The sequence below is a fragment of the Streptomyces roseirectus genome (assembly GCF_014489635.1).
Taxonomy (GTDB): domain Bacteria; phylum Actinomycetota; class Actinomycetes; order Streptomycetales; family Streptomycetaceae; genus Streptomyces; species Streptomyces roseirectus.
Genome location: NZ_CP060828.1, coordinates 8,445,856 through 8,470,409 on the forward strand (window position 1 = coordinate 8,445,856; position 24,554 = coordinate 8,470,409).

At 72.7% G+C, this 24,554-nt stretch carries 22 protein-coding genes and 1 pseudogene; 14 read left to right on the plus strand and 9 right to left on the minus strand.

The annotated features are described in order from the left end of the window. Positions 1–2 precede the first annotated feature (2 nt). The 8 genes from rhaS to IAG44_RS36630 all read left to right on the plus strand — a co-directional run bounded on the left by rhaS (position 3) and on the right by IAG44_RS36630 (position 7,803). Complete coding sequence (rhaS, locus tag IAG44_RS36595) at positions 3–1,085, plus strand: rhamnose ABC transporter substrate-binding protein (RefSeq protein WP_187751364.1); 1,083 nt, start codon at positions 3–5, stop codon at positions 1,083–1,085. Positions 1,086–1,102: 17 nt separating this feature from the next. Continuing rightward, positions 1,103–1,423 (plus strand): L-rhamnose mutarotase, encoded by a 321-nt coding sequence (locus IAG44_RS36600; RefSeq protein WP_187751365.1) that lies wholly within the window; start codon positions 1,103–1,105, stop codon positions 1,421–1,423. Positions 1,424–1,435: 12 nt separating this feature from the next. Beyond that, positions 1,436–2,848, plus strand: a complete 1,413-nt coding sequence (locus IAG44_RS36605; protein ID WP_187751366.1) for a BNR repeat-containing protein — start codon at positions 1,436–1,438, stop codon at positions 2,846–2,848. Positions 2,849–2,929: 81 nt separating this feature from the next. Beyond that, a complete protein-coding gene (locus tag IAG44_RS36610; protein ID WP_187751367.1) occupies positions 2,930–3,955 on the plus strand; it encodes a LacI family DNA-binding transcriptional regulator in 1,026 nt (341 codons plus the stop codon). A gap of 41 nt (positions 3,956–3,996) precedes the next feature. Beyond that, positions 3,997–5,283 (plus strand): alpha/beta fold hydrolase, encoded by a 1,287-nt coding sequence (locus tag IAG44_RS36615; protein ID WP_187751368.1) that lies wholly within the window; start codon positions 3,997–3,999, stop codon positions 5,281–5,283. Then, entirely contained in the window at positions 5,283–6,014 is a 732-nt protein-coding gene (locus IAG44_RS36620) for a PIG-L deacetylase family protein (RefSeq protein WP_187751369.1), read from the plus strand. The genes IAG44_RS36615 and IAG44_RS36620 overlap by 1 nt, the downstream gene beginning before the upstream one ends. Next, positions 6,011–6,934 carry a sigma-70 family RNA polymerase sigma factor gene (locus IAG44_RS36625; protein ID WP_246562325.1) on the plus strand — a complete coding sequence of 308 codons (924 nt, stop codon included), beginning with the start codon at positions 6,011–6,013 and terminating at the stop codon, positions 6,932–6,934. Before IAG44_RS36620 ends, IAG44_RS36625 begins: the two co-directional genes overlap by 4 nt. 41 nt (positions 6,935–6,975) lie before the next feature. Next, positions 6,976–7,803: a pentapeptide repeat-containing protein gene (locus IAG44_RS36630; protein WP_187751370.1), complete on the plus strand. Its 828-nt coding sequence runs from the start codon at positions 6,976–6,978 to the stop codon at positions 7,801–7,803. Here the strand turns inward: IAG44_RS36630 and IAG44_RS36635 are convergent. Continuing rightward, the gene (locus IAG44_RS36635; RefSeq protein WP_187751371.1) at positions 7,765–9,381 is read right to left on the minus strand and encodes a cytochrome P450; all 1,617 of its coding nucleotides are present in this window, start codon (positions 9,379–9,381) and stop codon (positions 7,765–7,767) included. The genes IAG44_RS36630 and IAG44_RS36635 overlap by 39 nt on opposite strands. A 132-nt stretch (positions 9,382–9,513) precedes the next feature. Between IAG44_RS36635 and IAG44_RS36640 the strand changes: the two genes are divergently transcribed. Both IAG44_RS36640 and IAG44_RS36645 read left to right on the plus strand, forming a co-directional pair. Beyond that, positions 9,514–10,116, plus strand: a complete 603-nt coding sequence (locus tag IAG44_RS36640) for a TetR/AcrR family transcriptional regulator (protein WP_187751372.1) — start codon at positions 9,514–9,516, stop codon at positions 10,114–10,116. A gap of 119 nt (positions 10,117–10,235) precedes the next feature. Continuing rightward, positions 10,236–10,955 (plus strand): DUF2470 domain-containing protein, encoded by a 720-nt coding sequence (locus IAG44_RS36645; protein WP_187751373.1) that lies wholly within the window; start codon positions 10,236–10,238, stop codon positions 10,953–10,955. 38 nt (positions 10,956–10,993) lie between these two features. Here IAG44_RS36645 and IAG44_RS36650 read toward each other — a convergent pair whose 3' ends face one another. The 3 genes from IAG44_RS36650 to IAG44_RS36660 form a co-directional block, all read right to left on the minus strand. Beyond that, positions 10,994–12,244 (minus strand): lactonase family protein, encoded by a 1,251-nt coding sequence (locus IAG44_RS36650; protein ID WP_425508545.1) that lies wholly within the window; start codon positions 12,242–12,244, stop codon positions 10,994–10,996. A gap of 229 nt (positions 12,245–12,473) precedes the next feature. Next, on the minus strand, positions 12,474–12,776 hold the full coding sequence (locus IAG44_RS36655; protein ID WP_187751375.1) for a DUF7677 family protein: 303 nt from the start codon (positions 12,774–12,776) through the stop codon (positions 12,474–12,476). Positions 12,777–12,870: 94 nt separating this feature from the next. Next, positions 12,871–13,890, minus strand: coding sequence for a hypothetical protein (locus IAG44_RS36660; protein ID WP_187751376.1), 1,020 nt, complete (start codon positions 13,888–13,890; stop codon positions 12,871–12,873). Between the two features lie 248 nt (positions 13,891–14,138). Between IAG44_RS36660 and IAG44_RS36665 the strand changes: the two genes are divergently transcribed. After that, positions 14,139–15,470 carry an erythromycin esterase family protein gene (locus IAG44_RS36665; RefSeq protein WP_187751377.1) on the plus strand — a complete coding sequence of 444 codons (1,332 nt, stop codon included), beginning with the start codon at positions 14,139–14,141 and terminating at the stop codon, positions 15,468–15,470. 2 nt (positions 15,471–15,472) lie between these two features. On the opposite strand, the gene IAG44_RS36670 is transcribed toward IAG44_RS36665, so the two are convergent. Further along, on the minus strand, positions 15,473–15,967 hold the full coding sequence (locus IAG44_RS36670; RefSeq protein ID WP_187751378.1) for an FBP domain-containing protein: 495 nt from the start codon (positions 15,965–15,967) through the stop codon (positions 15,473–15,475). A 120-nt stretch (positions 15,968–16,087) separates the two neighbouring features. Between IAG44_RS36670 and IAG44_RS36675 the strand changes: the two genes are divergently transcribed. Continuing rightward, complete coding sequence (locus tag IAG44_RS36675) at positions 16,088–16,966, plus strand: DUF3626 domain-containing protein (RefSeq protein ID WP_187753006.1); 879 nt, start codon at positions 16,088–16,090, stop codon at positions 16,964–16,966. Between the two features lie 54 nt (positions 16,967–17,020). On the opposite strand, the gene IAG44_RS36680 is transcribed toward IAG44_RS36675, so the two are convergent. Together IAG44_RS36680 and IAG44_RS36685 are read right to left on the minus strand one after the other, a co-directional pair. Beyond that, positions 17,021–17,668, minus strand: coding sequence for a PAS domain-containing protein (locus IAG44_RS36680; RefSeq protein ID WP_187751379.1), 648 nt, complete (start codon positions 17,666–17,668; stop codon positions 17,021–17,023). Continuing rightward, the gene (locus IAG44_RS36685) at positions 17,665–18,108 is read right to left on the minus strand and encodes a phosphohydrolase (protein ID WP_187751380.1); all 444 of its coding nucleotides are present in this window, start codon (positions 18,106–18,108) and stop codon (positions 17,665–17,667) included. Before IAG44_RS36685 ends, IAG44_RS36680 begins: the two co-directional genes overlap by 4 nt. 167 nt (positions 18,109–18,275) lie before the next feature. Here IAG44_RS36685 and IAG44_RS36690 point away from each other — a divergent pair, with 167 nt between their 5' ends. After that, entirely contained in the window at positions 18,276–21,458 is a 3,183-nt protein-coding gene (locus IAG44_RS36690) for a cytochrome P450 (RefSeq protein ID WP_187751381.1), read from the plus strand. A 17-nt stretch (positions 21,459–21,475) separates the two neighbouring features. Further along, on the plus strand, positions 21,476–22,429 hold the full coding sequence (locus tag IAG44_RS36695; RefSeq protein ID WP_187751382.1) for a phosphotransferase family protein: 954 nt from the start codon (positions 21,476–21,478) through the stop codon (positions 22,427–22,429). Positions 22,430–22,460: 31 nt separating this feature from the next. On the opposite strand, the gene IAG44_RS36700 is transcribed toward IAG44_RS36695, so the two are convergent. Together IAG44_RS36700 and IAG44_RS36705 are read right to left on the minus strand one after the other, a co-directional pair. Next, the gene (locus IAG44_RS36700; RefSeq protein ID WP_187751383.1) at positions 22,461–23,432 is read right to left on the minus strand and encodes an SDR family NAD(P)-dependent oxidoreductase; all 972 of its coding nucleotides are present in this window, start codon (positions 23,430–23,432) and stop codon (positions 22,461–22,463) included. Positions 23,433–23,488: 56 nt separating this feature from the next. Beyond that, a pseudogene (locus tag IAG44_RS36705) lies at positions 23,489–24,531 on the minus strand (PHP domain-containing protein). Positions 24,532–24,554 lie beyond the last annotated feature (23 nt).

Sequence of the window (24,554 nt, forward strand, 5' to 3'; positions counted from 1 at the left end):
CCATGAACAAGCGAACCCTGCGCCGCGCCTGTGTCGCGCTCGCCGCCGTCTCCTCGCTCGCCCTCACCGCCACCGCGTGCGGCGGGACCACCAAGGAGGACGTGAAGTCGGAGAACAGCGGCGGCGCGAACACCGGCGGCAAGGCCGACCCGAACGCGGCGACGAAGAAGGGGCTGACCGTCGGGTTCCTGCCGAAGCAGGTCAACAACCCCTACTTCACCTCAGCCGACAAGGGCGGCGAGGCCGCGCTGAAGGAACTCGGCTCCTCCTACAAGGAGGTCGGCCCCTCCAGCGCCACCGACACGGCCGGGCAGGTCAGCTACGTCAACACGCTGACCCAGCAGCAGGTCGACGCGATGGCCGTCTCCGCGCAGGACCCGGGCGCCCTGTGCACCGCGCTCAAGCAGGCCATGAGCAACGGCATCAAGGTCGTCACCTACGACTCGGACACCAACCCCGAGTGCCGCAACGCCTTCATCTCGCAGGCCAGCGGCGAGGACCTGGGCCGCACCGAGGTCCAACTGCTCGCCCAGCAGATCGGCTACAAGGGCGAGATCGCGATCCTGTCGGCCGCGCAGACCGCGACGAACCAGAACGCCTGGATCGGGTTCATGAAGGAAGAGCTCAAGGACCCGAAGTACAAGGACGTCAAGCTCGTCAAGGTCGCCTACGGCAACGACGACGCGCAGCAGTCCTTCCAGCAGACCCAGGGCCTCCTCCAGGAGTACCCGAACCTGAAGGGGATCATCTCCCCGACCACCGTCGGCATCAAGGCCGCCGCCCAGTACCTCTCCGGCTCCAAGTACAAGGGCAAGGTCAAGCTGACCGGCCTCGGCACCCCCAACGACATGCGCAAGTACGTCAAGAACGGCACCGTCGACGCGTTCGAGCTGTGGGACCCGGCGAAGCTCGGCGCGCTGGCCGCGCAGACCGCCGTCGCGCTGTCCTCCGGGCAGATCACCGGCAAGGAGGGCGAGACCTTCAAGGCCGGCGGGGCGTCCTACACGATCGGCGCGAACGGCGTGATCACGCTGGGCAAGCCGACCGTGTTCGACGCGAAGAACATCGACCAGTTCAACTTCTGATCAGCCAGGGGGCGTTGATGCAGCGAGTCTGTTTTCTCCTCAAGGTCCGTGCCGACCGGCTCGACGAGTACCGCGAGCGCCACGCGCGGGTGTGGCCCGAGATGCTGGCGGCGCTGAGCGCCACCGGCTGGCACAACTACTCGCTGTTCCTGCGCGAGGACGGCCTCCTCGTCGGCTACTTGGAGACCGACGACTTCGCCGCCGCGCAGGCCGGCATGGAGGCCACCGACGTCAACGCCCGCTGGCAGGCCGAGATGGCGCCGTTCTTCGAGTCGCTGGACGGCGCCCGGCCCGACGAGGCCATGAAACCCCTCACCGAGGTCTTCCACCTCGCCTAGCAGGAGCCGCGCATGAAAAGACGTACCGTCCTCACGACCGCCATACTGGCCGCCGTGAGCACGCCGGGCATCGCACGGGCGGCCGACCCCGGCCCCTCCGTCACACTCAAGAGCCGTACCCAACTCGACGCGCAGGCCGTCTTCTTCGTCTCCTACGACGGCCTGGTCAACAACAACTCCTTCCAGAAGAACGGCCTGTTGACCTACAAGGGCTACCAGTACGCCGTCTGGTACACGGCCGCCCGCAACGCGGTCGTCGCCCGCCGCGCCCTGAACTCCTCGACGTGGTCCACGGTCACGCTCTCCCACCAGCTCAAGGCGAACGACTCCCACAACGTCATCTCCATGGGCGTCTCCAAGGTGGACGGCCGCCTCCACCTCAACATGGACTCCCACAGCGACGGCTTCTTCTACGTGAAGTCGGTCGCCGGGCTGATGGACAACCCCGGTACCACGGCGTGGACTTCGGCCGCGTTCGGCGCCGTCCAGACCACCCTCGACGGCCTCGCCCTCACCTCGCAGTTCACCTACCCGCAGTTCGTCTCCACGCCCGAGGGCAAGCTCCAGCTGAGCTACCGCGTCGCGGTCTCCGGCAACGGCCGCAACGCCCTCGCCGAGTACGACGGTTCCTCGTGGACGGCGCTGGGGGAGTGGTCCAGCTCGACGGGGACCTACACCAGCGAGCACGGCTCCTCGATCGCCCGCAACATGTACCTCCACGGCATCGACTACGACCGTAACGGCCGCCTGCACTCCTTCTTCACCTGGCGGGAGCAGAACGGCGCCGTGATGTGCTCCTCGGGCGGCATCACCAACCACGACACCGGCTACGTCTACTCCGACGACCGGGGCCGCACCTGGCGCAACGACGCGGGCACCGTCGTCGGCACCACCGGCGGCTCCGACAAGGTCGCCGTCACCGACAGCGGGCTCGTGGTCGACGCCCTGAACCCCGACCACTCCCTGATGAACCAGGAGAGCCAGACCACCGACGCGGCCGGCCTGCCGCACGCGATCATCTCCTACGTCCCCGGCCGCTTCGGCCAGTGCACGACGAACTACGTCGCCGACCGCACCGCCAACGGACGCGCCTTCCACCTGCGCAAGAACAGCTCCGGCACCTGGCAGAAGACCGAGATCCCGATCCCGCTCAACTCCAGCCAGCGCACCAAGCTGGTCCTGGACAAGTACGGCAACGCCTACGCGATCTTCCCCTTCGGCCGGATCGCCGCCGCCTCCAAGGCGTCCGGCTACTCCGACTGGGCGCTGCTGTACGACGGCTCCGGACTGAACGCCTTCGGCGAGGTCGTCATCGACGAGTCCCGGATCGCCGCCGACAACGTCCTGTCCTTCATGTACCAGGAGAAGTCGAGCGGGACGACGCCGTCGGCGCTGCGCGTCGTCGACTTCACCCTGCCCGCCTGATCCGCCAGGGGTACGGCGGCGATCTGACGATAATGTGAGGGTCCGCCCGCCGTACCCCGTTCACCTGGAGGTCTCCGCCCGATGGCCCAGTCGGTGGGTATCAAGGACGTCGCCCGCGCCGCCGGAGTCTCCGTCGGCACGGTCTCCAACGTCATCAACCGCCCGGACACGGTCGCGACCGAGACCCGGGCCCGGGTGCTGTCCGCGATCGACCGCCTCGGGTACGTCCGCAGCGAGTCCGCGCGGCAGTTGCGCGCCGGGCGCAGCCGGATCATGGGGCTGCTCGTCCTCGACATGGGCAACCCCTTCTTCGTCGACGTCGCCCGGGGCGCCGAGCGCGCCGCCCGCGACGCCGGGCTCGGCGTCATGGTCTGCAACAGCGCCGAGAGCGTCACCGAGGAGGCCGAGTACCTGTCCCTCTTCGCCGAGCAGCGGGTGCGGGGCGTCCTGTTCACCCCGGCCGACGCGACGGGCCGCAACATAGCGTCGTTCCGGCGGCACGGCATCCCGTTCGTGCTGGTCGACCGGGTCTCGGACGGGACGACGGAGTGCTCCGTCTCCGTCGACGACGTCGCCGGCGGCGCCCTCGCCGTCCGCCACCTCCTCGACGCCGGACACCGCTCCCTCGCCTACGTCAGCGGCCCGCCCGGCTTCACCCAGGTCCGCGACCGCCGCACCGGCGCGCTCCAGGCGCTCGCGGAGGCGGGGCTCGGCCCCGAACGGCTGCGGGAACTCCCGACGGAACGCCTCGACGTCGCCGCCGGACGCGACGCGGGCGCCCGCCTCCTTGGCCTCGCGGACCGGCCGACGGCCGTGTTCTGCGCGAACGACCTGCTGGCGCTCGGCGTCCTCCAGGCGATGTACGCGGCCGGCGTCAACGTCCCCGACGACCTCGCGATCGTCGGCTACGACGACATCGAGTTCGCGGCGGCGGCGGCCGTCCCGCTGACGTCGGTGCGCCAACCCGCCGTCACCATGGGCGCGTTGGCGGCGGAACTGCTGCTGGAGGAGACCGACGAGGACACCCCGAAGCGGGCCCACGAGCACCGCGGGGTGGTGCTCCAGCCGGAGCTGGTGGTGCGGAGGTCGAGTCTGTCGGCGCGGTGAGTGATCATGGGTCGGACCGACCCACCGCCCCGGGAGCCCCTGTGACAGCCGACCGCTACCGCCAGCCCGGCCTTCTCCTCACCGACCACCGCTTCACCGTCCCCCTCGACCACGCCGACCCCGGCGGCGAGACGATCTCCCTGTACGCCCGGGAGATCGTCGCCGGGGAGAAAGCGGGGCAGGAACTGCCCTGGCTGGTGTACCTCCAGGGCGGCCCCGGGTTCGGCGCGGACCGGAGCGTGGGCCGGCCCGGCTGGCTGGGGCGCGCGCTGCGCGAGTACCGGGTGCTGATGCTGGACCAGCGCGGCACCGGCCACTCGACGCCCGCCACCCGGCAGACGCTCCCCCTGCGCGGCGGCCCCGCCGAACAGGCCGCCTACCTCACCCACTTCCGCGCCGACTCCATCGTCCGCGACTGCGAACTGATCCGCCGCGAGCTGACCGGCGGGGCTCCCTGGACCGTGCTCGGGCAGAGCTACGGCGGGTTCTGCACGGTCAGCTACCTGTCGCTGGCCCCGGAGGGCCTGACCGCCGCCGTCATCACGGGCGGGCTGCCGTCCCTCGACGCCCACGCGGACGACGTGTACCGGGCGGCCTACCCGCGCATGGAACGCAAGGTCGCCGCGCACTACGCCCGCTACCCGCAGGACGCCGCCCGGGCCCGCCGCATCGCCGAGCACCTGGCCGAACGCCCGCTGACCCTGCCGAACGGCGCCCTCCTCACCGTCGACGGCTTCCGCACCCTCGGCATCCTCCTCGGCGGCGGCGAGGGCAGCCACCGCCTCCACCACCTCTTGGAGGACGCGTTCGTCCCGACCGTCGCCGGCGACGCGCTCTCCGACGAGTTCCAGGAGAACCTGCAGAACCACCTCTCCTACGCGAAGAACCCCCTCTACGCGCTCGTCCACGAGTCGATCTACGGCCAGGACACCCGCCCCACGGCCTGGTCGGCGGACCGGGTCCGCGCCGAGTTCCCCCAGTTCGAGGGAACGGACCCGTTCCTGTTCACGGGCGAGACGATCCACCCGTGGATGTTCGACCACGACCCCGCCCTGCGCCCCCTGAAGGAGACGGCCCACCTGCTGGCCGCCCGTACCGACTGGACCCCGCTGTACGACCGCGCCCGCCTGGCCGCCAACGAGGTCCCGGTCGCGGCGGCGGTCTACCACGACGACCTCTACGTCCACACCCCGCACTCCCTGGAGACCGCCCGCGCGATCAAGGGCCTGCGCACCTGGGTGACGGACGAGTTCGAACACGACGGAATCCGGGCAGGCGGACCCAGGGTGCTGGACCGACTGCTCGCACTGACCCGGGACGAGGCGTGATGACGACCCAGCTGCAAGCCATGCCCACCGACTGGCACAAGGCCCTCGCGGTGGTGGCCCACCCCGACGACCTCGAATACGGCTGCTCCGCCGCCGTCGCCGCCTGGACGGACGCCGGCAAGGAGGTCGCCTACCTCCTCGCCACCCGGGGCGAGGCGGGCATCGACACCCTCTCCCCGCAGGAGTGCGCGCCCCTGCGGGAGCGGGAACAGCGCGCCAGCGCGGCCGTCGTCGGCGTCACCTCCGTCGAGTTCCTGGACCACAGGGACGGCGTGATCGAGTACGGCCCGCCGCTGCGGCGCGACATCGCGGCGGCCATCCGCGAGCACCGCCCCGAGCTGGTGATCACCCTCAACCACCGCGACACCTGGGGCGAGGTCGCCTGGAACACCCCCGACCACGTCGCCGTCGGCCGGGCGACCCTCGACGCGGCCGCCGATGCCGGCAACCGGTGGATCTTCCCCGAGCTGCGGGAACGCGGCCTCGAACCCTGGAACGGCGTGAAGTGGGTCGCCGTCGCGGGCTCGTCGACACCGACCCACGCCGTGGACGCGACGACCGGCCTGGAGCGCGCCGTCGAGTCGCTGGTGGCCCACCGCACGTACATAGAGGCACTGACCGACGAGGACCCGCGCACGTACGCGCGGGCGTTCCTGACGGACGTGGCGGGGACGGTCGGGGAGCGGTTCGGGGGCCGCCCGGCGGTGGCGTTCGAGGTGTTCACACGATGACCGAGGCGTTGGCTGGGGGAGAGATGACCGAGGCGCTGGCCGCCCGTTTCGAGGAGCACCGCCCGCACCTGCGGGCGGTCGCCTACCGCATGCTCGGCTCGCTGACCGAGGCCGAGGACGCCGTCCAGGAGACCTGGCTGCGCCTGGCCCGCCAGGACCCGGCAGGCATCCGGGAGATCCGCAGCCTGGCCGCCTGGCTGACGACCGTCACCAGCCGCATCTGCCTGGACCTCCTGAACGCCCGCACGGCACGCGGGGAGCAGCCGATCGACGAGACGTTCGTCCCGGACCCCGTCATCACCCCGCTGACCTCCACGGACCCCGAGGCCGAGGCGGTGCGCACGGACTCGGTGGGCCTCGCCCTGCTGATCGTCCTGGAGACCCTGGACCCGGCGGAACGCGTCGCGTTCGTCCTGCACGACCTGTTCGCCGTGCCCTTCGACGACATCGCCGAGATCGTGGAACGCACCCCGGCGACGACCCGGCAGCTCGCGAGCCGCGCCCGCCGCAAGGTCCAGGACGCGACCCCCGCCCCGCCGGACCCGGCACGCCAGCGCCGGGCCGTCGAGGCGTTCCTGACCGCCGCCCGCGCCGGCGACTTCGACGCGCTGCTCACCGTCCTCGACCCGGACGTCGTCCTGCGCGCCGACGCGGGCGCCCTGGCGCACGGGCCCGCCGCCTCCAAGCTGGTGCGCGGCGCCGCCCGTGTCGCCGGACAGGCGCTGCTGTTCCGCGAGTTCGCGCCGCTCGGCCGGCTCGCGCTGATCGGCGGCGAGGTCGGCGTCGTCCACGTGGCCGACGGGCGGGTGCGCTCGGTCATGGGCGTCTCGGTCGTCGACGACCGGATCGTGGCCCTGCACATCCTGGCCGACCCCGGCAGGCTCGCCGCGCTCCGCCTGCCGGAGGAGGTCGTCCGGTAGCCGGTTCGCCCGACAAGTGCGCAGGTCATTAGGGTGGCGGGATGGAAGAGACCCAGGGGCTGGACCGGACCGAGCCCGCCCCCGACGACCTGCGCGGCGACTGCGGAAGCTGCTTCGGGCTGTGCTGTGTGGCACTGCCCTTCGCGCGCTCGGCGGACTTCGCCTTCGACAAGCCCGCCGGCACGCCCTGCCGCAACCTCCTCGCCGACCACACCTGCGGCATCCACACCGAGCTGCGGCGGCGGGGCATGAACGGCTGCACTGTCTACGACTGCTTCGGCGCCGGGCAGAAGGTGTCGCAGGTCGTCTTCGAGGGGCGTGACGGGGGTCGGCGCATGCACCAAGTCTTCCCCGTCGTACGGCAGTTGCACGAGCTGCTGAAGTACCTCACCGAGGCCCTTGCCCTGCCGGACGCGCGCCCGGTCCACGCCGAACTCCGTGCGGCCCTGGCCCGCACGGACGCGCTCACGCGGGGGACGCCGGAGGAGATTTCGGCCCTGGACGTCGGTGCGCACCGGCAGGCGGTGGCTCAACTGCTTTTCAAGGCCAGCGAGTTGACGCGGGCCAGGATTCCCGGGCGGAAGAAGCAGCGCCGGGGCGCGGATCTGATGGGAGCGCGGCTCAAGGGGGCCGATCTGCGCGGGGCCGACCTGAGGGGCGCCTATCTGATCGCCGCCGACCTCACCGGGGCGGATCTGCGGGGCGCGGATCTGATCGGGGCGGACCTGCGGGACGCGGAGCTGGGGGACGCCGACCTCAGGGGGGTGCTCTTTCTGACGCAGCCGCAGTTGGACGCGGCTCGGGGGAACGGGGGGACGCGGTTGCCGGGGTCAGTCGGCAGGCCGGTGCACTGGGCAGCCGGGGGCTGAGGCGGGGGCGGTGTCCGGGGCGGTGGCTTCGGGGTCGGTCGTTTCGGGGTTCTTGGGGGCGGCCGTCGACGGGCTCTCGGGGGTGGCCACCCGGGGGCTTTCCGGCGTGGTCGTCGGTCCAACGTCCTTCGCCCGCGCGGTTGTTCGCCGCTCCAGGCCCAGCCGTAGCCCCTCCGGCATCAGCGTCAGCCGTTCCGTCACCCGCAGTTCGTAGCCCGGGTCCGGGGTCAACTCGTAGCGGCGCAGCAGGAGTCCGAGGACGAGGGTGGCCTCGTGGAGGGCGAACTGGCGGCCGATGCAGGCGCGCGCGCCCGTGCCCCAGGGCTTGAACGCGTGCGCGGGGCGGGCGCGGACGGCCGCCGTGTCGAAGCGGTCGGGGTCGAACCGCTCGGCGTCGGGGCCCCACGCCTCGGGGTCGCGGTGCAGCATCGCCGTCAGGACGAGCGCCCAGGCGCCGCGCCGCATCGGGTGCTCCCCGGCGAGCACGGTGTCCTCCTTGGCCTCGCGGGCGAACGCGGGCGCGGTCGGCCACAGGCGCAGGGTCTCGTCCAGCACCCGGCGCAGGTACCGGAGCTTGGCGACCTGCTCGTACCCCGGCACCTCGGTGTCGCCCCACACCCGGTCCACCTCCGCGCGGGCGCGGGCGGCGATCTCGGGGTGCAGGGAGAGGTAGTGCAGGGCGAAGGAGAGCGCCCCGGACGTCGTCTCGTGCCCCGCGATCAGGAACGTGATCACCTGCCGGCGCACGTTCTCGGCGGACAGCCGCTCGCCCGTCTCGGGGTGGGCCGTCTCCAGCATCCGGTCGAGCAGGTCACCGTCCCCGCCGCCGCTCGCCCGGCGCTCGCGGACGAGGCCGTCGACCGTGTCGTTGAGGAACGCGATGTCGGCCTCGTTGCGCCGGGCCGCGCTCTTGAACAGGAAGGGGAACGGCAGGCCGTTGAGGCGCTGGGCGTAGCTGAGGGCGCCGACCATCGCGGTGACGAAGGGGTGCGGGCGGGACCGCTCGAAGGAGCCGAAGTCGTGGCCGAAACCGGTGCGGGAGATCGTCTCCAGGGTCAGTTTCGTCATGTCCCCGGGGACGTCCACGCGCTCGCCCGACGCCGCCGCCCGGTCCCAGTGACCGGTGAGCCGCGCCGCCACGTCCAGCATCATCGGGTGGTAGGCGGCCATCGCGTCCCGGCTGAACCCGGGGGCCAGCACGTCGTGGGCGAGCTGCCAGTTGGGCTCGTGGTTGTGCGCCGTGAACAGGGCGTCCCCGGCGACCGGGCGGAGGTTGGCGATGCCGAGCCCGACGTGCTTGGCGAACCTCGACTCGTCCGAGAGGTCGGCGGTGTAGCGGGCGCCGCCGACGAAGACGAACTCCTTGCCGAACGCCTTGCGGCGGAAGATCGCGCCGAGTTCGCCGCCGATGCGCAGGGAATCCTGGAGGGGGGTCTTGCGGTTGACGTTGCGGACGTCGCCGAGCAGGGGCAGCCGGCCCTTCGGGTGCGGTATGCGGTGCAGTTCGGGCCAGCCGTCCTTGGCGTCGCGGAAGCCCTTGGGCAGGCCGCTGCCGGTGCCTGTCGTCGTCCCCGCCATGACGTGATCTCCCTTGATCCTGCGGCGCGTTGAGCGTGGTGTAGGTGGTGTTGTACGCGGTGTTGTACGTGGATTCAATAACGCGTTTCAGTCTGATCCGCTTGTTGAACCGGCGTCAAGTAAGGTGCGGGCATGAACGGTCAGGGGGAGCGCGTCCGGCGCCGGCTCAGTACGGGGGAGCGGCGCGAGCAGTTGCTGTCGGTCGGCGCGTGCCTGTTCTCCGAGAGCCCCTACGACGAGGTGCGGATCGAGCGCGTCGCCGAGATCGCCGGGGTCTCGCGGGGGCTGCTCTACCACTACTTCCCGACGAAACGGGACTTCTTCGCGGCGGTCGTCGAGCGGGAGAGCGAGCGGATGCTGCGGCTGACGGCGGCGGTGCCGGGGGTGCCGGTGCGCGAGCAACTGTCCGCCGGGCTCGACGTGTTCCTCGGGTACGTCGAGCAGCACGCCCACGGGTTCCGGGCGTTCCACCGCGCCGACGCCTCCGGCGACCAGGCCGTGCGCCGCGTCTACCAGCGGGCGCTGGCCGCGCAGGAGCGGCAGATCCTCGCCGCGCTCGCCGCCGACCCCGAGTTCGGTCCGCTCTTCGGCGAACGCCCGGAGGTGCGGCTCGCGGTGCGGGGGTGGCTGGCGTTCATGACGTCCGTGTCGCTGGAGTGGCTGCGCGGGGGTGAGTTGTCGCGGGGGCAGGTGCGGGAGTTGTGCGCGCGGGCGTTGCTGGGGGTGCTGGCGTGAGGTTCGCCTTCGGGCGGGGGTGTGCGGGGGTGGGATCGCGGGGTTGGTGTGGGGGGCGTGGTTGGCGTGGGCCTCGATCTTCGGTAGGTTAGGTGAGGCTTACCTAAGGAGGTCTTCGGATGGGTGACAGTCAGAGCTGGGCGGCCACGCCTTCCGCGGCGCGGCGCGCCCGGTCGATCCTCGCGACCGCGTGGTCGTGCGGGGTCACCGCGGACGGTGGACGCGAGGAGTTCGTCGGCGCCCACACCGTCACCGACGACGGCCGGGTCCTGCTGTGCGTGCCCGAGGACAGCGCCCTCGTCACCGCCGCGATCTGCGCGCCGCGCGGCGAGCCGTCCGCCGTGCTGGAGTTCGCCGACGTCGCACCCGTACCCGTCCGGGGCCGGATCCGCGCCCGCCTCTGGCTGGCCGGCTGGTTCGCCCCCGAGGACGGCGCCCTCGGCTTCCACGCCACGCGCATCGTACTCAAACAGCCGACCGGCGCGGTCGTCGTGGACCGCGACGAGTTCGCCACCGCCGCGCCCGACCCCCTCGCCACCGCCGAGGCCCAACTCCTCACCCACCTCGCCGACTCCCACCCCGACGCGGTCGAACGCCTCACGCGTCTCGTCGGCCGCGACAGCCTCCACGGCGCCGTCCGCGTCCAGCCCCTCGCCGTCGACCGGCACGGGCTGACCCTGCGCATCGAGCGCGCGCGTACGCACGGGGACGTGCGGCTGGCGTTCCACGCTCCCGCCGACGACGTCTCCCAACTCACCGAGCGGATGCACGCGTTGCTGACGCAGGCGAGCGGGGTGTCGTGCCCGCGGGCGTTGCAGCGGCAGCGCGAGGAGGGGTGAGGTCTTTTCCTGGGGAGCAGGGCGTCCGAGCGGCCCGGTCACAGGGGCAGGGCGCAGACCGCCATCGGTGAGGTGAACGGTTCGCCGGTCCGGGTCAGGGTGCCGCTCGCCTCGTCGATCCGGAAGACGGTGACCGTGCCGGAGCGCTGGTTCGAGGCGAACAGCAGCCGGCCGTCCGGCGCGATCGCGACGTGGCGGGGGAAGTCGCCGCCCACCGGGACCGTCCCCAGCAGCCGCAGCCTCGCGCCGTCCGCCTCCACGCCGTACCTGGCCAGCGTGTTGTCACCCCGGTTCGCGAGGTACGCGTACGCCCCGTCCGGGGTCACCGCCAACTGGGACGGGTAGGTGGGGCGCCGCTTCGACCCCGTCGGCAGCGGCTCGCCGATCGTCAGCCGGCCCGACGCCGCGTCGTACGCGCACACCGTGACCGTGTCGTCCAGTTCGTTCGCCAGGTACGCGTACCGGCCGCCGGGGTGGAACACGAGATGCCGGGGGCCCGCCCCCGCACGGGACCGCGCCCGCGCGACCTCCGTGAGCGTGCCCGCGTTGTCGTCCAGGCGGTAGCTGTAGACCGTGTCGGTGCCCAGGTCCACCGCGAGCACGTGCCGGCCGTCCGGCGCGGTCACGATCTGGTGCGCGTGCGGGCCCTCCTGGCCGGGGCCGGGTGCGGGGGAGGCGTGGGTCACCGACTCGGTGCGGCCGCCCAACGCGCCGTCGCTCCCGATCGGGTGCACGGTCACGCTGCCCGAGCCGTACTCCGCGCTCAGCAGCCAGCGTCCGCCGGGGTGCACCGAGAGGTGACACGGATGCCGGCCTCCCGTCCGCCGGCTCCCCAGTACCCGTCCGTCCCTGATCCGCACGGCGGTCACCGCGCCGCGCTCCCGCTCGTTCACCGCGTACAGCGTCCGGCCGTCGGGGTGCGTCGCCAGGAACGAGGGGTCCTGGACGCCGGTGACCATGCCCGTCGACCTGATCCTCCCGGTGACCGGGTGGTACGCCGCGAGCCGGATGCCTGCCCCGCCGCCGTCGGGGGAGGTGTAGGTGCCGATGTAGAGGGGGCGGGGGGTGGTGGAGTCCGGCGCGGAGGAGTCGGGGACGGCGGTGTCAGGGGTGGTGGTGTCGGGAGCGCCGGGGCCACGACTGGCGGAGCCTTGGCCTGCGGGCGAGCCGCCGGGCGACGATCCGCCGACGGACCCGGTCACCCCGGAAGAAACGCCCCCCGAAGCCCCTGCCCCGTTCCCCTCACCACCGGAACACCCCACGACCCCGGCCCCGACAACAGCCCCCATCGACCCCGCGAACCGCCGCCGACTCCACTCGCCACCCATGCCCCGCACCTCACATCCTCGCCACACCTGCCGCCTGCCACCATGACCCGCCGGAGGGCTCGGACGCAAAACGAGAGCGACGAACGGAACGTCGGCTTGCTGGGGGCCGGGGCGGGGGCTGGAGCCAGGGACGGGACCGGGGCCGGGGCTGGGGCTGGGGCGCCGGGGACGTCGGCGGCACCCGGCCTGTTCAGTGGAGTTCGGTCTCCCAAGCCTCGAAAGGGGGCTCGACCCGGTAGGTCTGGTCGCAGTGGGCGCGGATCCACTGGGCGGCCCGGTACTCGGCGTCTCCCGCGTTCAGCACCATCCCGTTCTCGTCGACCTGAAGCACGTTGCAGTAGATCGCGAAGACCTGTTCCAGGGTGGAGCCGAACTGGAAGAGAGCCGGCCGGTAGTCGATCCCGTCGAGCAGATCGAGATCGATGGTTCCGTTCGCCAGGTAGAAGGCGAAGAACCGGAGCGAAGCGCGCACGTCGACAGGCAGATGTTCCACCGGCCCATCATGCGGGGTGGCCCCTCCCGCTCCAACCGGCTTTTCTCTCCCGCCCCTCCCCTCCCTGCCCCGCCTCGCCCCTCCCCGCCCCGCCTCACCACTCCCCGTCCTCCACCGCCCTCCCCCTCTCGTCCTTGAGCTGCTTGACCTGCCCCTCGGATGGGGGCTTCCAGGTGTCGAGGTCGTCCCCGACCCAGTCGCCCACGGGCTTCACCGAGCTCAGGGGTGAGGTGGGCGGCAGGTCCTCGGCCTTCTCGTCGTAGTAGTCGAACCAGGGGAGCCCCGCCTCGGTGTACGCCGCGCGGTCGACCGGCGACGGCGGGGGAGCCTCGCCGGTGATGCGGTGCCAGTCCGGGGGAGTGACGAGGTGGACGAAGAGGCGGCCGGCGGGGGTGGGGGCCCAGTCCGAGAGGGGGCGGTCGTCGCGGTAGACCTCCTGACGCATGGTGCCGCCGACACCGAGCCCGAGGGCGGCACCGGCACGGGGCGCGGCGGACATGGCGCGGACGGGCGCGGCGGCGGACTCCTCCGCGAGGAAGCCGGTGGCTCCGAAGCGGGGCGGCGTGTGGCGGCGCTGCGCCTCGTGCCACACCCGGAGTTTGTCGTCCGTGAGCGCGAAGGACTGGAGCTGGACGCCGCCCCAGGTCTCCTCACCGGTGACCTGCCCCTCGACCGTCGCCCCGAGCCCGAGCGGCACCGCGACGAACTGCCGGACGGTGCCCTTGCCGGAGTTGATGCCGTCGAGCCAGGGCTGGCGGGGCAGGACGACGTAGTTCTGCGGATCCCGGGACAGTCGCTCGCTCCACGGCTTGCCCGACACCGCGCACACCTTCCCCACCCCGACCTGGAGCGCGGCCGGTTCCCGTGTCCCCGTGAAGTTCAGCCACATCGCCTCGCGGAGGTACATCGGCAGCATCACCCCGCCCCGCGCGAGCCACTGCGCGGGCGCCGTGTCCGGATAGTCGGCGATCGGCCGCACCGGGAAGTCCCCGAGCCCCGGGGGCAGCGGATGCGTCCCCGTCTCCGGCAGTCGCAGCGTCCGCATGAACCGCACCGCCACCCCGCCCGGCAACCGCACCGTGTCCCCGTCGATCCGCACCGTCGTCTCCGCCATGACCTCCGCTCCCTTCCCTGCCGCCGTCACCCTGCCCGGTACCGTCCCCGCTGCCCACTGAACGCCCGGCCCTCCCCACCCAGTTCCCCACCCCGCCCCGATCACCCGTTCGAACCAACCCGAATCCTTCCGCCCCAGCTCAGCCCCACCCTGAGGCAACCCCCCGCCTCCACAAGCCGGTTACCCCCACCCCACGACGGCGGCCCACCGGATGTCCCCCCACCCGCCCTCCACGCAACCCTGTGATCATGAACCGCGCCCTTCTGGCCACGACCCTCACCCTCCTCACCCTCGCAACGACGACCGCCGCCACGACCACCGCCGCAACGCCCCCCGCCCCCGACCCGCTCACCGCCGCCCTCACCCGCTCCGCCCACCCCCTCCGCACCACCGACCCCGGCGGCGACACCCGCGACCTCCGCCCCCTGGACCGGGCCGTCGGCGACGCCCGGATCGTCGGCCTCGGCGAGGCCACCCACGGCACGCACGACTTCTTCGCCCTGAAAGCCCGCGTCTTCCGCCACCTCGTCGAGACGAAAGGCTTCCGCACCTTCGCCCTGGAGGCCCCCTGGAGCACCGGCCGCCGCCTGGACGCCTACGTCGTGCACGGCGAGGGCGACCCCGAGCGGATCTTCCGCGAGGAGTTCCAGCGGGACTACTTCTGGGCGGACAACACCGACTACCTGGCCCTGGTCAGGTGGATGCGCGCCTACAACATCCGCCACCCCCACGACCCCGTCCGCTTCCTCGGCGACGACATCGCCTGGACCGGCCCGGAGATCTACGACGAGGTCGCGAGGTACGTGGCCGAGCACAGCCCCCACCTGAGCGGACGGCTCGCGCGCCTGTACCGGGACCTGCGCCCGACCCGGCAGACGGGCGCGTACATCGAGGACTACCTCGCCACCCCGTACGCGACCCGCGCGGAACGCGCCCGGCGCACGACGGAAGCCCTCAAGCTGCTGAAACGGACCCCCGCCGGACCAGGCCACGACACGGCCGTCCAGAACGCGACGGCGATCGACCGCACGGCACGCCAGTACGCGTTCGCCTTCGAGAAAGGCACCGGGGAGATCGCCAAGAGCATGCGCTACCGGGACGACATGATGGCGGCGAACGTGGCGCGGTGGGCCGGCCGCACCGGCACCAAGGTGCTCCTGTCGGCGCACGACGCGCACATCGGATACGTCCCGGTCGACCCGGCGCACTACCCCAAGATGCAGGGCGCGTTCCTGAGGGACCGCCTCGGGGACGGCTACGTCAGCGTCGGCGTGACCTTCGGAAGCGGCGGGTTCATGGCCACCGGCCCCGACGGGGGCACGCCCAGGCCCCAGACGGTGGGCCCGCCCGCCCCCGGCAGCAACGAGGAGACCCTGGACCGCGTCCGCCACCGGAACTACCTGCTCGACCTGCGCACCACAGGCGCGCCCGCGCGAGGGTGGCTGCACACGGCCCGCCCGACGCGCAGCATCGGCACGGCCTACCCGGACGAGGGCCCCTCGGACATCGCCCTCGCGCGCGCGTACGACGTGCTGATCCACCTCCGCGAGGTGGCGCCGGCCGAGCTGCGCGCGCGGTGACTTCAGACGGCGAGCTTGTCCAGGAACGCCGACAGCAGCCCCGTCGTCCGGTCGATCTGCTGCTCCACCGTCAGGCTCTCCTCGAACCGGCTGCCCGAGTCGGGGACCTTGCGGCCCCGGATGTAGAGCGAGCAGGCGAGGTCGGTGCACATGTAGACGCCGACCGAGTTGCCCTCCCGGCCCGCCGCGCCGGCCTTGCGCGCGGTCATGAGGGAGACCCCGCCGCCCCGGTGGGTCGTGAGGCACAGGGAGCACATGCTGCGGTGCAGGAAGCCCCGCTGGGACGACGGGAAGCGCAGCGTGACGCCGACGAGGCGGCCCGCGTGCTCGGTGACGAGATAGCTGCGGTCCGGTGCGCCGGGGTCGCGCCAGCCGAGGAAGTCGAGTTCGTCCCAGGGACGTTCGTCCAGGTCGCGCGGGATCGCGAGCCGCTTGGCCTCGCCCTTCGAACAGTTCACGAAGGAGCCGCGGATCTCGTGCTCGGACAACGCGCGCATGGATAACCTCCAGAGAGTCGGAATCTCAAACCTAGGAGTACTAGGTTCGAGGCTAGAGTAAGCAGCCGAGTTCAGGAGGAGCCAGTGGATTACCGGGACGCGCCCTCAGCGCACGCCGAGATCCAGACGTCCCGCGCGCGTGCCGCCGTCGCCCACGTCACCACCCAGGCCGTCGGCCCCGCCGTCCCCGTGGACCTCCGCGTCACCCTCAACTTCCACCCCGACCGGACGGCGGACGGCGAACCGATTCTGCGCGCGCTCGCGCGGGACGGCGCCTACCACTCCCAGTTCGTCACCGGTACCAGCAACGGCGGCCTGACCGCGCACCCGGGCGGCGACCGCTGGCGCTGGGAGAGCCGGATCTTCGGCGGCGCGTACGACGACGCCGAGCCGCACGAGCGGCCCGTCTACGGCGCCCTGAACTTCCGCCGCCAGGTCGTCGGAGCCGCCCCGCGCTTCGGCTCCGCCCACTTCCGGCTGACCGCCGCCGCCCTCACCCGCGCGACGTTCTGCTACCCCGACAGCGCCGCCGAACCGGCCCACTTCGGCGTCGCGGCGTCCTCGGCGCTGATCGCCCTCGCCGAGTCCGACGAGCAGGACCCCCTCAACGACTACATCGAGACCCAGATCCACGGCGGCGTCGACCTCGCGCGCGACGTCGAGGCCGTCGTCCTGGACGCCTGCTACCGGGGCACGCGCGTGGAGGACGACGCCCGCCGCCTCCCGTGCGCCGTGGAGTGGCACCCCGGCTACCGCATCACCCTCGCGGACCTCCACGCGCACGCGGACTACCGGGGCCCCGAGTACGCCGCCCTGGGCGAGGAGATCGCCGAGGACGGACACGTCGACCCGCGCGTGATCGGGGACGCCGCGCGCAGCGGCCGGTACGCACTCCAGGACCTGAAGATGGTCTGGCACACGCTGGCTCGCTTCGGGGCACCTGAGGGAGCGGGGACGGCCCGCGCGCAGGCGGCGGGCACGGGAGCGGCCGGAATCTGAGACGACGCACCCTCTGCGGCCGTCACCGTTCCAAACCACCTCTTTCGGCTGACCTCAGCACCCCCGTCCCTCACCACCCCGCCCCTCCGGCGGCCACACCCCCGCAGCCAGCACCCCTTCCGCGTAAGCCCGAGCCACCAGCTCCGTACGGTTCGACGCCCCCCACCGCGCCGACAGCCGCCGCAGGTGATAGCTCACCCCGTCCGGCGTGAGCCCCGTCTCCCGGGCGGCCCGTGCCGTCGTCGCGCCCCCGGCGAGCAGCGCGAGGATGCGTGTCTCGACCGGTGTGACGGTCTCAGGTGGCGGCGGACAGGCGCGCGTCTCCTCGCCGTGCGCCCGCAGCATGACCAGCAGCGCCGGGGTGAGGCCGACGCTGTCGCTGACGGGGTCGGCGGTGAGTTCGCCGTGCCGCAGCCGCCCGTCGGGCGCGTCCCACCGGACGGACACCTGATAGCGGGAGCGGTGGCGCAGCCGCAGCGCCTGGGCGATCCGCTCGACCTGCTCCGCCTCGACGGGCCGGAACAGCTCCAGCACGGCCCGCCCGCGCAGCCGCCCCGGCGTCGCCCCGCACTCGGCGGCCATCGCGGGGTTCGCGAGCAGGACGTCGCCGTACACGTCGCACACCGCGACCGGAACGGTCACGCGGTCGAAGAGCGTCAGCGCGCGGTTGCGCCAGACGACAGCGGCCTCGGCGGCGTTCACCGGTCACCCCCTCCTGGCCGGCCGGGGGCGACAGGGTGTTCGGCTTGCCAGGCGAGCCTGCGGTCGGCGCCGTCGCCGATGCGGGTCAGGGCCTCGTCGAGTTCCATGAAGACCTCCCGGACGGGACGGCCGCAGGCGCGCGAGAGTTCGGCGACGACCAGGTCCTCCAGGTCGGTGACGCGCTTGTTCTTCCAGATCTTGTCGGCGAAGCTCACGAGCAGGTCCTCGACGGCGGCCTCGGGCGACTGCCAGGAGGCGTGCGTGCCGGCGAACCGGGCGAGGCGGTCCGGGACGCCGTGGGCGAGCAGCAGTTCCCGGTCCACCGCGGGCCCGAACCCAGCGACGACGTCGAGGAGTTGTGCCGCGACGTCGTGCACCGCGCGCAGGGGCCGCAGCGGGGGATCGGTGGTCTCGCCGGACGCGATCGCGGAAAGGGGCATCCGGACACCTTAACCGCAGGGCCCTCTAGGGCTCTTCGGGCCTTCGCGCAAGGGCTGTTACGGATTCTTGACTGCACGATCGTGTAGTGCCCGCGCCGGGCCGGGCGCCGCCCGTGGACCACGCTGGATGACGCACCCGCCGTCCAGCGAAAGGCAGTTGACGCGCCATGTCCCCCACCGCGCCGTCCCCCGTCGCCCCGTCCCCCGCCGCGCACCCGGACCTCGCCGCCGCCCCCGTCCCCGTCGCCGACATCAGCGCCACCGGACCCGGCAGCACCCCGATCCAGCAGGTGATGGGGCTCATGCGGGAGCACGGGCCGGTCCTGGTGCGCCGGTTGCACGGGCGTGACGTGATGTTCGTCGCGGACCTGGACCTGGTGACCGACCTCGCGGACGAGAGCCGGTTCGCCAAGCACATAGGCCCCGCCCTGGAGAACGTCCGGGAGTTCGCCGCCGACGGCCTGTTCACCGCGTACAACGACGAGCCCAACTGGGCGAAGGCGCACGACATCCTGATGCCCGCGTTCGCGCTCGGCTCGATGCGCACCTACCACCCGGTGATGCTGAAGGTGGCCCGCCGCCTGATCGACGCCTGGGACGGCGCCGCCCGCGCCGGGCAGCCGGTGAACGTGCCCGACGACATGACCCGCATGACCCTCGACACCATCGGACTCGCCGGATTCGACTACGACTTCGGCTCCTTCGAACGCCCCGAGCCGCACCCGTTCGTCGAGGCGATGGTGCGCGGCCTGGAGTGGAGCATGCACCGGCTCGCCCGCGTCCCCGGCGAGGACCACTCGGCCGCCGACGCGGCGTTCCGCGCCGACGCCGACTACCTCGCGCGGGTCGTGGACGACGTCATCGCCGCCCGCACCGGCACCGACCAGTCCGGGGCCACCGACCTCCTCGGCCTCATGCTCAGCGCCCCCCACCCCGCCGACGGCACCACCCTCGACCACGCCAACATCCGCAACCAGGTCATCACGTTCCTCATCGCCGGCCACGAAACCACCTCCGGCGCCATGTCGTTCGCCCTCCACTACCTCGCCAAGCACCCCGAGGTCCTGAACCTCGTCCGCCGCGAGGTCGACGCCCTGTGGGGCGACCAGGAGGACCCGGAGCCGACGTACGACGAGGTCGGACGGCTCACCTACACGCGCCAAGTCCTGAACGAGGCCCTGCGGTTGTGGCCGACGGCCGCCGCGTTCAGCCGGCACGCCCTCAAGGACACCCTCCTCGGCGGGCGCGTCCCGATGCGCGCCGGGCAGGCGGTGACCGTGCTCGCGCCGATGCTGCACCGGCAGCCCGTCTGGGGCGACAACCCCGACCTGTTCGACCCCGAGCGGTTCACGCCCGAGGCGGAGGCGGCCCGCTCACCGCACGCCTTCAAACCGTTCGGCACCGGCGAACGCGCCTGCATCGGACGGCAGTTCGCCCTCCACGAGGCGACGATGCTCCTCGCGATGCTCGTCCACCGCTACCGCCTCCACGACCACGCCGGCTACCGGCTCACGATCAAGGAAACCCTCACCCTCAAGCCCGACGGCTTCACCCTCACCCTCACCCCGCGCACCCCCGCCGACCGAACCCACGCCCCCCTCCCCGGAGTCGCGGCGACCGCCCCCGCCCGCACCGACACCTCGGCCCTCCCCGCCCGCGTCCGCCCCGGCACCGCCGCCCTCTTCCTGCACGGCAGCAACTACGGCACCTGCCGCGACTTCACCGCCCAACTCGCGGACGAGGCAGGTGACATCGGCTGCACGACCGAGACGGCACCCCTCGACGACTACGCCGGTCACCTGCCCACCGACCGCCCCGTCGTCATCACCGCCGCCTCCTACAACGGCCGCCCCACCGACGACGCCACCGCCTTCGCCGCCTGGCTGGCGGAGGACCACGACCTCACCGGGGTCACGTACGCCGTCCTCGGCGTCGGCGACCGCAACTGGGCCGCCACCTACCAGCACTTCCCCACCCGCGTCGACGAACGCCTCGCCGAACTCGGCGCCACCCGCATCGCCGACCGCGCGGCGGCCGACGCCTCCGGCGATCTCACCGGCGCCGTACGGGAGTTCACCCGCACCCTGCGCACCGCCCTCCTGGAACACCACGGCGACCCCGACGCGACCCCCGCCGCCGACGACGCCGGTGAACCCCGACACGCCTACACCGTCCGCACGCTGACCGAAGGCCCGCTGGACGCCCTCGCCGAACGCCACGGCCTGGTCCCCATGCGCGTCACCGAGGCCCACGACCTCACCACCCCCGGCCACCCGCGCCGCAAATGCTTCCTGCGCGTCGCCCTCCCCGACGGGGTCACCTACCGCACGGCCGACCACCTCACCGTCCTGCCCGCCAACTCCCCGGCCCTGGTCGACCGCGCCCTCACCGCCTTCGGCCTCGATCCGGACGCCCTGCTCGACATACGCCCCACCCGCCGCGACGGCCTCGCCGTGGACCGCCCGCTGACGGCACGTCAACTCCTCACCCGCCACGTCGAGTTGCAGGACCGCCCGACGGCCGCCCAGCGCGCCGCGCTCGCCGCCGCCAACCCCTGCCCGCCCGAACGAGCCGCCCTCGCCGCCCTCACCGACGACGACCCGCGCACCCTGCTGGAACTCGTCGAAGCTCACCCGGCGCTGCGCGGCGCCCTCGACTGGGCCCAACTCCTCGACCTGCTCACGCCGTTGCGCCCCCGCCACTACTCCATCTCATCCTCGCCCGCGACGGACCCCGGCCACGCCGACCTGATGATCTCCCTCCTCGACGCCCCCGCCCGCTCCGGCAACGGCCGCTACCGGGGCACCGGTTCGGCCCACCTCGCCGAACTCGCCCCCGGCGACACCGTGTACGCCCGCGTCCAGCCCTGCCGCGAGGCGTTCCGCATGGACCACACCGCGCCCGTCGTCATGGTCGCCGCCGGCACCGGACTCGCCCCCTTCCGGGGCGCGATCGCCGACCGCATGACCATGACCGGTGAACTCCCGCCCGCCCTCTGCTACTTCGGCTGCGGCGCCCCCGACACCGACTACCTCCACGCCGACGAACTGCGCGCCGCCGACGCCGCCGGAGCCGTCTCCCTGCGCCCCGCCTTCAGCGCCGGGCCCGGCGGCGAGTACGTCCAGCACCGGATCGCCGCCGAGGGCGAGGAGGTCTGGAAGCTGCTGACCGAGGGCGCCCGCGTGTACGTCTGCGGCGACGGCTCCCGCATGGCTCCCGGGGTGCGCGAGGCGTTCCGTACCCTGTACCGGGACCACACGCCGGACGCCGACGCGGCGGCGGCCGAGACCTGGCTGAACGAGCTGATGGCGAACGGGCGTTACGTCGAGGACGTGTACGCCGCGAACTGACCGGAAGGGCGCGGGCGATGGACTCCTGGACGCGGGCACGGCACCTCCTCGCGAGGGCGGGCCTGCCCGCCGGACTCCTCACCCGCGTCACCCCCTTGAGCGGCGGCACCTACAACACCGTCGAGGAACTGCTCCTCGACGACGGCACCCGGTACGTCCTCAAGACCGCCCCGCACGCCGACGGCCTCCGGCACGAGAAACGGCTCCTCGTGTCGGAGGCCGACTTCTACGCGGGCGCCGCCCGAGCGGGCGTCCCCGCGCCGCGCGTCCTCGCCCAGGACGACGACCACCTCCTGATGACCGCGATCCCCGGCATCCAGTGGGCCGACGACACTCTCACGCCGACTCAACGCACCGTGCTGCGCACCGAGTTGGCCGGACAGGTCGCCCGCCTCCACAGGATCACCGGACCCGGCTACGGCTACCCCTCCGGCGCCCTCGGCCTGTTGGCCCCCGACTGGCGCACGGCGTTCACCGGCATGCTGGACGCGGTCCTCGCCGACGCCGACCACTACGGGGCCGAACTCCCCCTGGGGACGGCGGAGATCAGATCGGCCGCCGCCCCCGCGTACGCCGCGCTGGACGAGGTGACGACCCCGGCCCTGGTCCACTTCGACCTGTGGCCCGGCAACATCCTCATCGACCCCGCCGCACCCCGCGTCACCGGACTCATCGACGGCGAACGCATGTTCTGGGGCGACCCGCTCGCCGACCTCGTCTCCCTCGCGCTGCTCGCCGACATCCGCGCCGACGACACCTTCCTGACGGCCTATCAGAACGCGGGCGGGCAGGCCGACTTCGACCTGCCCGCCCGACAGCGCTACGCTCTCTACCGCACCTACCTCTATCTGATCATGCTGACGGAACAGGTCCCGAGGAAGGCGGACGAGGGACACCGCCAGTGGGCCCGGGAGACGGCGGCGCCCCAACTGCTGGCCGCGCTCGGGGAGATCGAGACACCGGCCGCGTGACACCGCCTACCGGCGACCGCGTTCGCCTCCGTCAGCCGGCGAACGCGTTCACCCCCGTCCGCTCGGCCGACAGCTCCCACAACCGCTCCGCCTGATCCGCGTCCGTCGCCCACGCCGCCACCCCCGACGACTGGTCGCCGGGCGCCGCCGGTTCGGCGATCTCGCAGTCCTCCAGATACACCCCGCCCATGGTGTCGAGCTGGGGGGACGTCGCCGCCCACACCTGCGTCGCTGCCCCCTGCTCCGGCGTCTTGAACGCCTCCGGCATCAGCGGCGTGCCGTTCTCGTCGATCCAGCCGCGCTCGACCATCTCCTCCTTGGCCAGGTGGCGCTGGAGGGGCGTGAGGATGCCGCCCGGGTGCAGGGAGAACGCGCGCACCCCGAAGGCGCGGCCCAGCCTGTCGAGGTGCAGCGCGAACAGGGCGTTGGCGGTCTTCGCCTGCCCGTACGCCTGCCACTTGTCGTAGCCCTGGCGCCAGTCGACGTCGTTCCAGCGGACGCCGGAGAAGTGGTGGGCGCGCGAGGAGACCGACACGACGCGGGCGCCGCCCGGCTCGATCGCCGGCCACAGCCGGTTGACCAGGGCGAAGTGCCCCAGGTGGTTGGTGGCGAACTGGGCCTCCCAGCCGGGGCCCACGCGCGTCTCGGGGCACGCCATGATTCCCGCGCTGTTGATCACGTAGTCCAATGTGCGTCCGGAGGCGAGGAACCGGTCCGCGAACGCCCGCACGCTCTCCAGATCGCCCAGGTCCAGCTCGTCCACCTCGACCCCGGCGATCCCCCGGACCGCCTCACGCGCGGCCTCGGCCCGCCGCGCCGGGACGACCACCCGCGCGCCAGCCTTGGCCAGCGCCCGCGTCGTCTCCAGCCCGAGCCCCGAGTAGCCGCCGGTCACCAGGGCCAGCGTGCCCGTGAGGTCACGGCCCGCGAGGACGTCGTCGGCGGTGCTGCGGAAGCCGAAGCCGGAACCGATCTTGACTTGAGGAGTGTCGCTGTTGCTCATGCCCTCGACCGTACGAATTGAAGTGCTCTCGAAGTCAAACGCGAACCGCACCTCGCTCAGCGCCGCGTCCAGTCCAGCAGCCGCTCGTACGGCCACGTCGTCACCACTCGCTCCGCCGGCACCCCGCACTCCTCGGCCCGCGCGCACCCCAGCGCCTGCCAGTCCAGCTGCCCCGGCGCGTGCGCGTCCGTGTTGACCGAGAACAGCACCCCGGCGTCCACGGCCTGCCGCAGCAGCCGTCGGGGAGGATCCAGCCGCTCGGGACGGCTGTTGATCTCCACCGCCGTCCCGGACTCCGCGCACGCCTCGAACACCGCCGCCGCGTCGAACTCGGACTCCGGCCGCCGCTTCCCGGCGATCAGGCGCCCGGTGCAGTGGCCCAGGATGTCCGCGTGCGGGTCGCGGACGGCGGCCAGCAGGCGGCGGGTCATCGAGCGGGCGTCCATCCGCAGCTTGGAGTGGACCGACACGACGACCACGTCGAGGCGGGCCAGCAGCTCGGGGTCCTGGTCGAGGGAGCCGTCGTCGAGGATGTCGCACTCGATGCCGGTCAGCAGGCGGAACGGGGCCCACGTGGTGTTCAGCCGCTCGACCAGGTCGAGCTGGGCGCGCAGGCGGTCCGCCGTGAGGCCCCGGGCGACGGTCAGGCGTGGCGAGTGGTCCGTGAGCACCGCCCACTCGTGGCCCAGCGCGGCGGCCGTCCGCGCCATCTCCTCGACGGGGCTGCCGCCGTCCGACCAGTCGGAGTGCAGATGGCAGTCACCCCGCAGCAGGGCCCTCCCCCAAGTTCTCGGCTTCGCTCGAACAGGGGGGACCCCCACCCGGCGCCGCCCGGTGGCGGCCAGGACTGCTCGGCCTCGACGCGCTCCAGGTAGGCGGGGGTGCGGCCGGCCAGGGCCTCGCGGACCACCTGTGCGGTCTTCGGGCCGACGCCCTTCAGCGCTTCCAGTGTGCCCGCCGCCGCGCGGTGCGCGATCTCCGCCTCGGGCAGCGCGGACAGCACACGGGCCGCCGTCCGGAAGGCCCGCACGCGGTACGGCGGGGCGAGGGAACGTTCCAGCAGGAAGGCGATCCGTTCCAGTGCCTCGACGGGGAGCATGCCACCAGGGTTGCCCAGGAGCC

Bases quoted from the DNA above. Each gene is read 5' to 3' on its own strand.
- rhaS (WP_187751364.1), top strand. From the start codon at position 3: ATGAACAAGCGAACCCTGCGCCGCGCCTGTGTCGCGCTCGCCGCCGTC.
- IAG44_RS36600 (WP_187751365.1), top strand. From the start codon at position 1,103: ATGCAGCGAGTCTGTTTTCTCCTCAAGGTCCGTGCCGACCGGCTCGAC.
- IAG44_RS36605 (WP_187751366.1), top strand. From the start codon at position 1,436: ATGAAAAGACGTACCGTCCTCACGACCGCCATACTGGCCGCCGTGAGC.
- IAG44_RS36610 (WP_187751367.1), top strand. From the start codon at position 2,930: ATGGCCCAGTCGGTGGGTATCAAGGACGTCGCCCGCGCCGCCGGAGTC.
- IAG44_RS36620 (WP_187751369.1), top strand. From the start codon at position 5,283: ATGACGACCCAGCTGCAAGCCATGCCCACCGACTGGCACAAGGCCCTC.
- IAG44_RS36625 (WP_246562325.1), top strand. From the start codon at position 6,011: ATGACCGAGGCGTTGGCTGGGGGAGAGATGACCGAGGCGCTGGCCGCC.
- IAG44_RS36630 (WP_187751370.1), top strand. From the start codon at position 6,976: ATGGAAGAGACCCAGGGGCTGGACCGGACCGAGCCCGCCCCCGACGAC.
- IAG44_RS36635 (WP_187751371.1), bottom strand. From the start codon at position 9,381: ATGGCGGGGACGACGACAGGCACCGGCAGCGGCCTGCCCAAGGGCTTC.
- IAG44_RS36640 (WP_187751372.1), top strand. From the start codon at position 9,514: ATGAACGGTCAGGGGGAGCGCGTCCGGCGCCGGCTCAGTACGGGGGAG.
- IAG44_RS36645 (WP_187751373.1), top strand. From the start codon at position 10,236: ATGGGTGACAGTCAGAGCTGGGCGGCCACGCCTTCCGCGGCGCGGCGC.
- IAG44_RS36650 (WP_425508545.1), bottom strand. From the start codon at position 12,244: ATGGGGGCTGTTGTCGGGGCCGGGGTCGTGGGGTGTTCCGGTGGTGAG.
- IAG44_RS36660 (WP_187751376.1), bottom strand. From the start codon at position 13,890: ATGGCGGAGACGACGGTGCGGATCGACGGGGACACGGTGCGGTTGCCG.
- IAG44_RS36665 (WP_187751377.1), top strand. From the start codon at position 14,139: ATGAACCGCGCCCTTCTGGCCACGACCCTCACCCTCCTCACCCTCGCA.
- IAG44_RS36670 (WP_187751378.1), bottom strand. From the start codon at position 15,967: ATGCGCGCGTTGTCCGAGCACGAGATCCGCGGCTCCTTCGTGAACTGT.
- IAG44_RS36685 (WP_187751380.1), bottom strand. From the start codon at position 18,108: ATGCCCCTTTCCGCGATCGCGTCCGGCGAGACCACCGATCCCCCGCTG.
- IAG44_RS36690 (WP_187751381.1), top strand. From the start codon at position 18,276: ATGTCCCCCACCGCGCCGTCCCCCGTCGCCCCGTCCCCCGCCGCGCAC.
- IAG44_RS36695 (WP_187751382.1), top strand. From the start codon at position 21,476: ATGGACTCCTGGACGCGGGCACGGCACCTCCTCGCGAGGGCGGGCCTG.
- IAG44_RS36700 (WP_187751383.1), bottom strand. From the start codon at position 23,432: ATGAGCAACAGCGACACTCCTCAAGTCAAGATCGGTTCCGGCTTCGGC.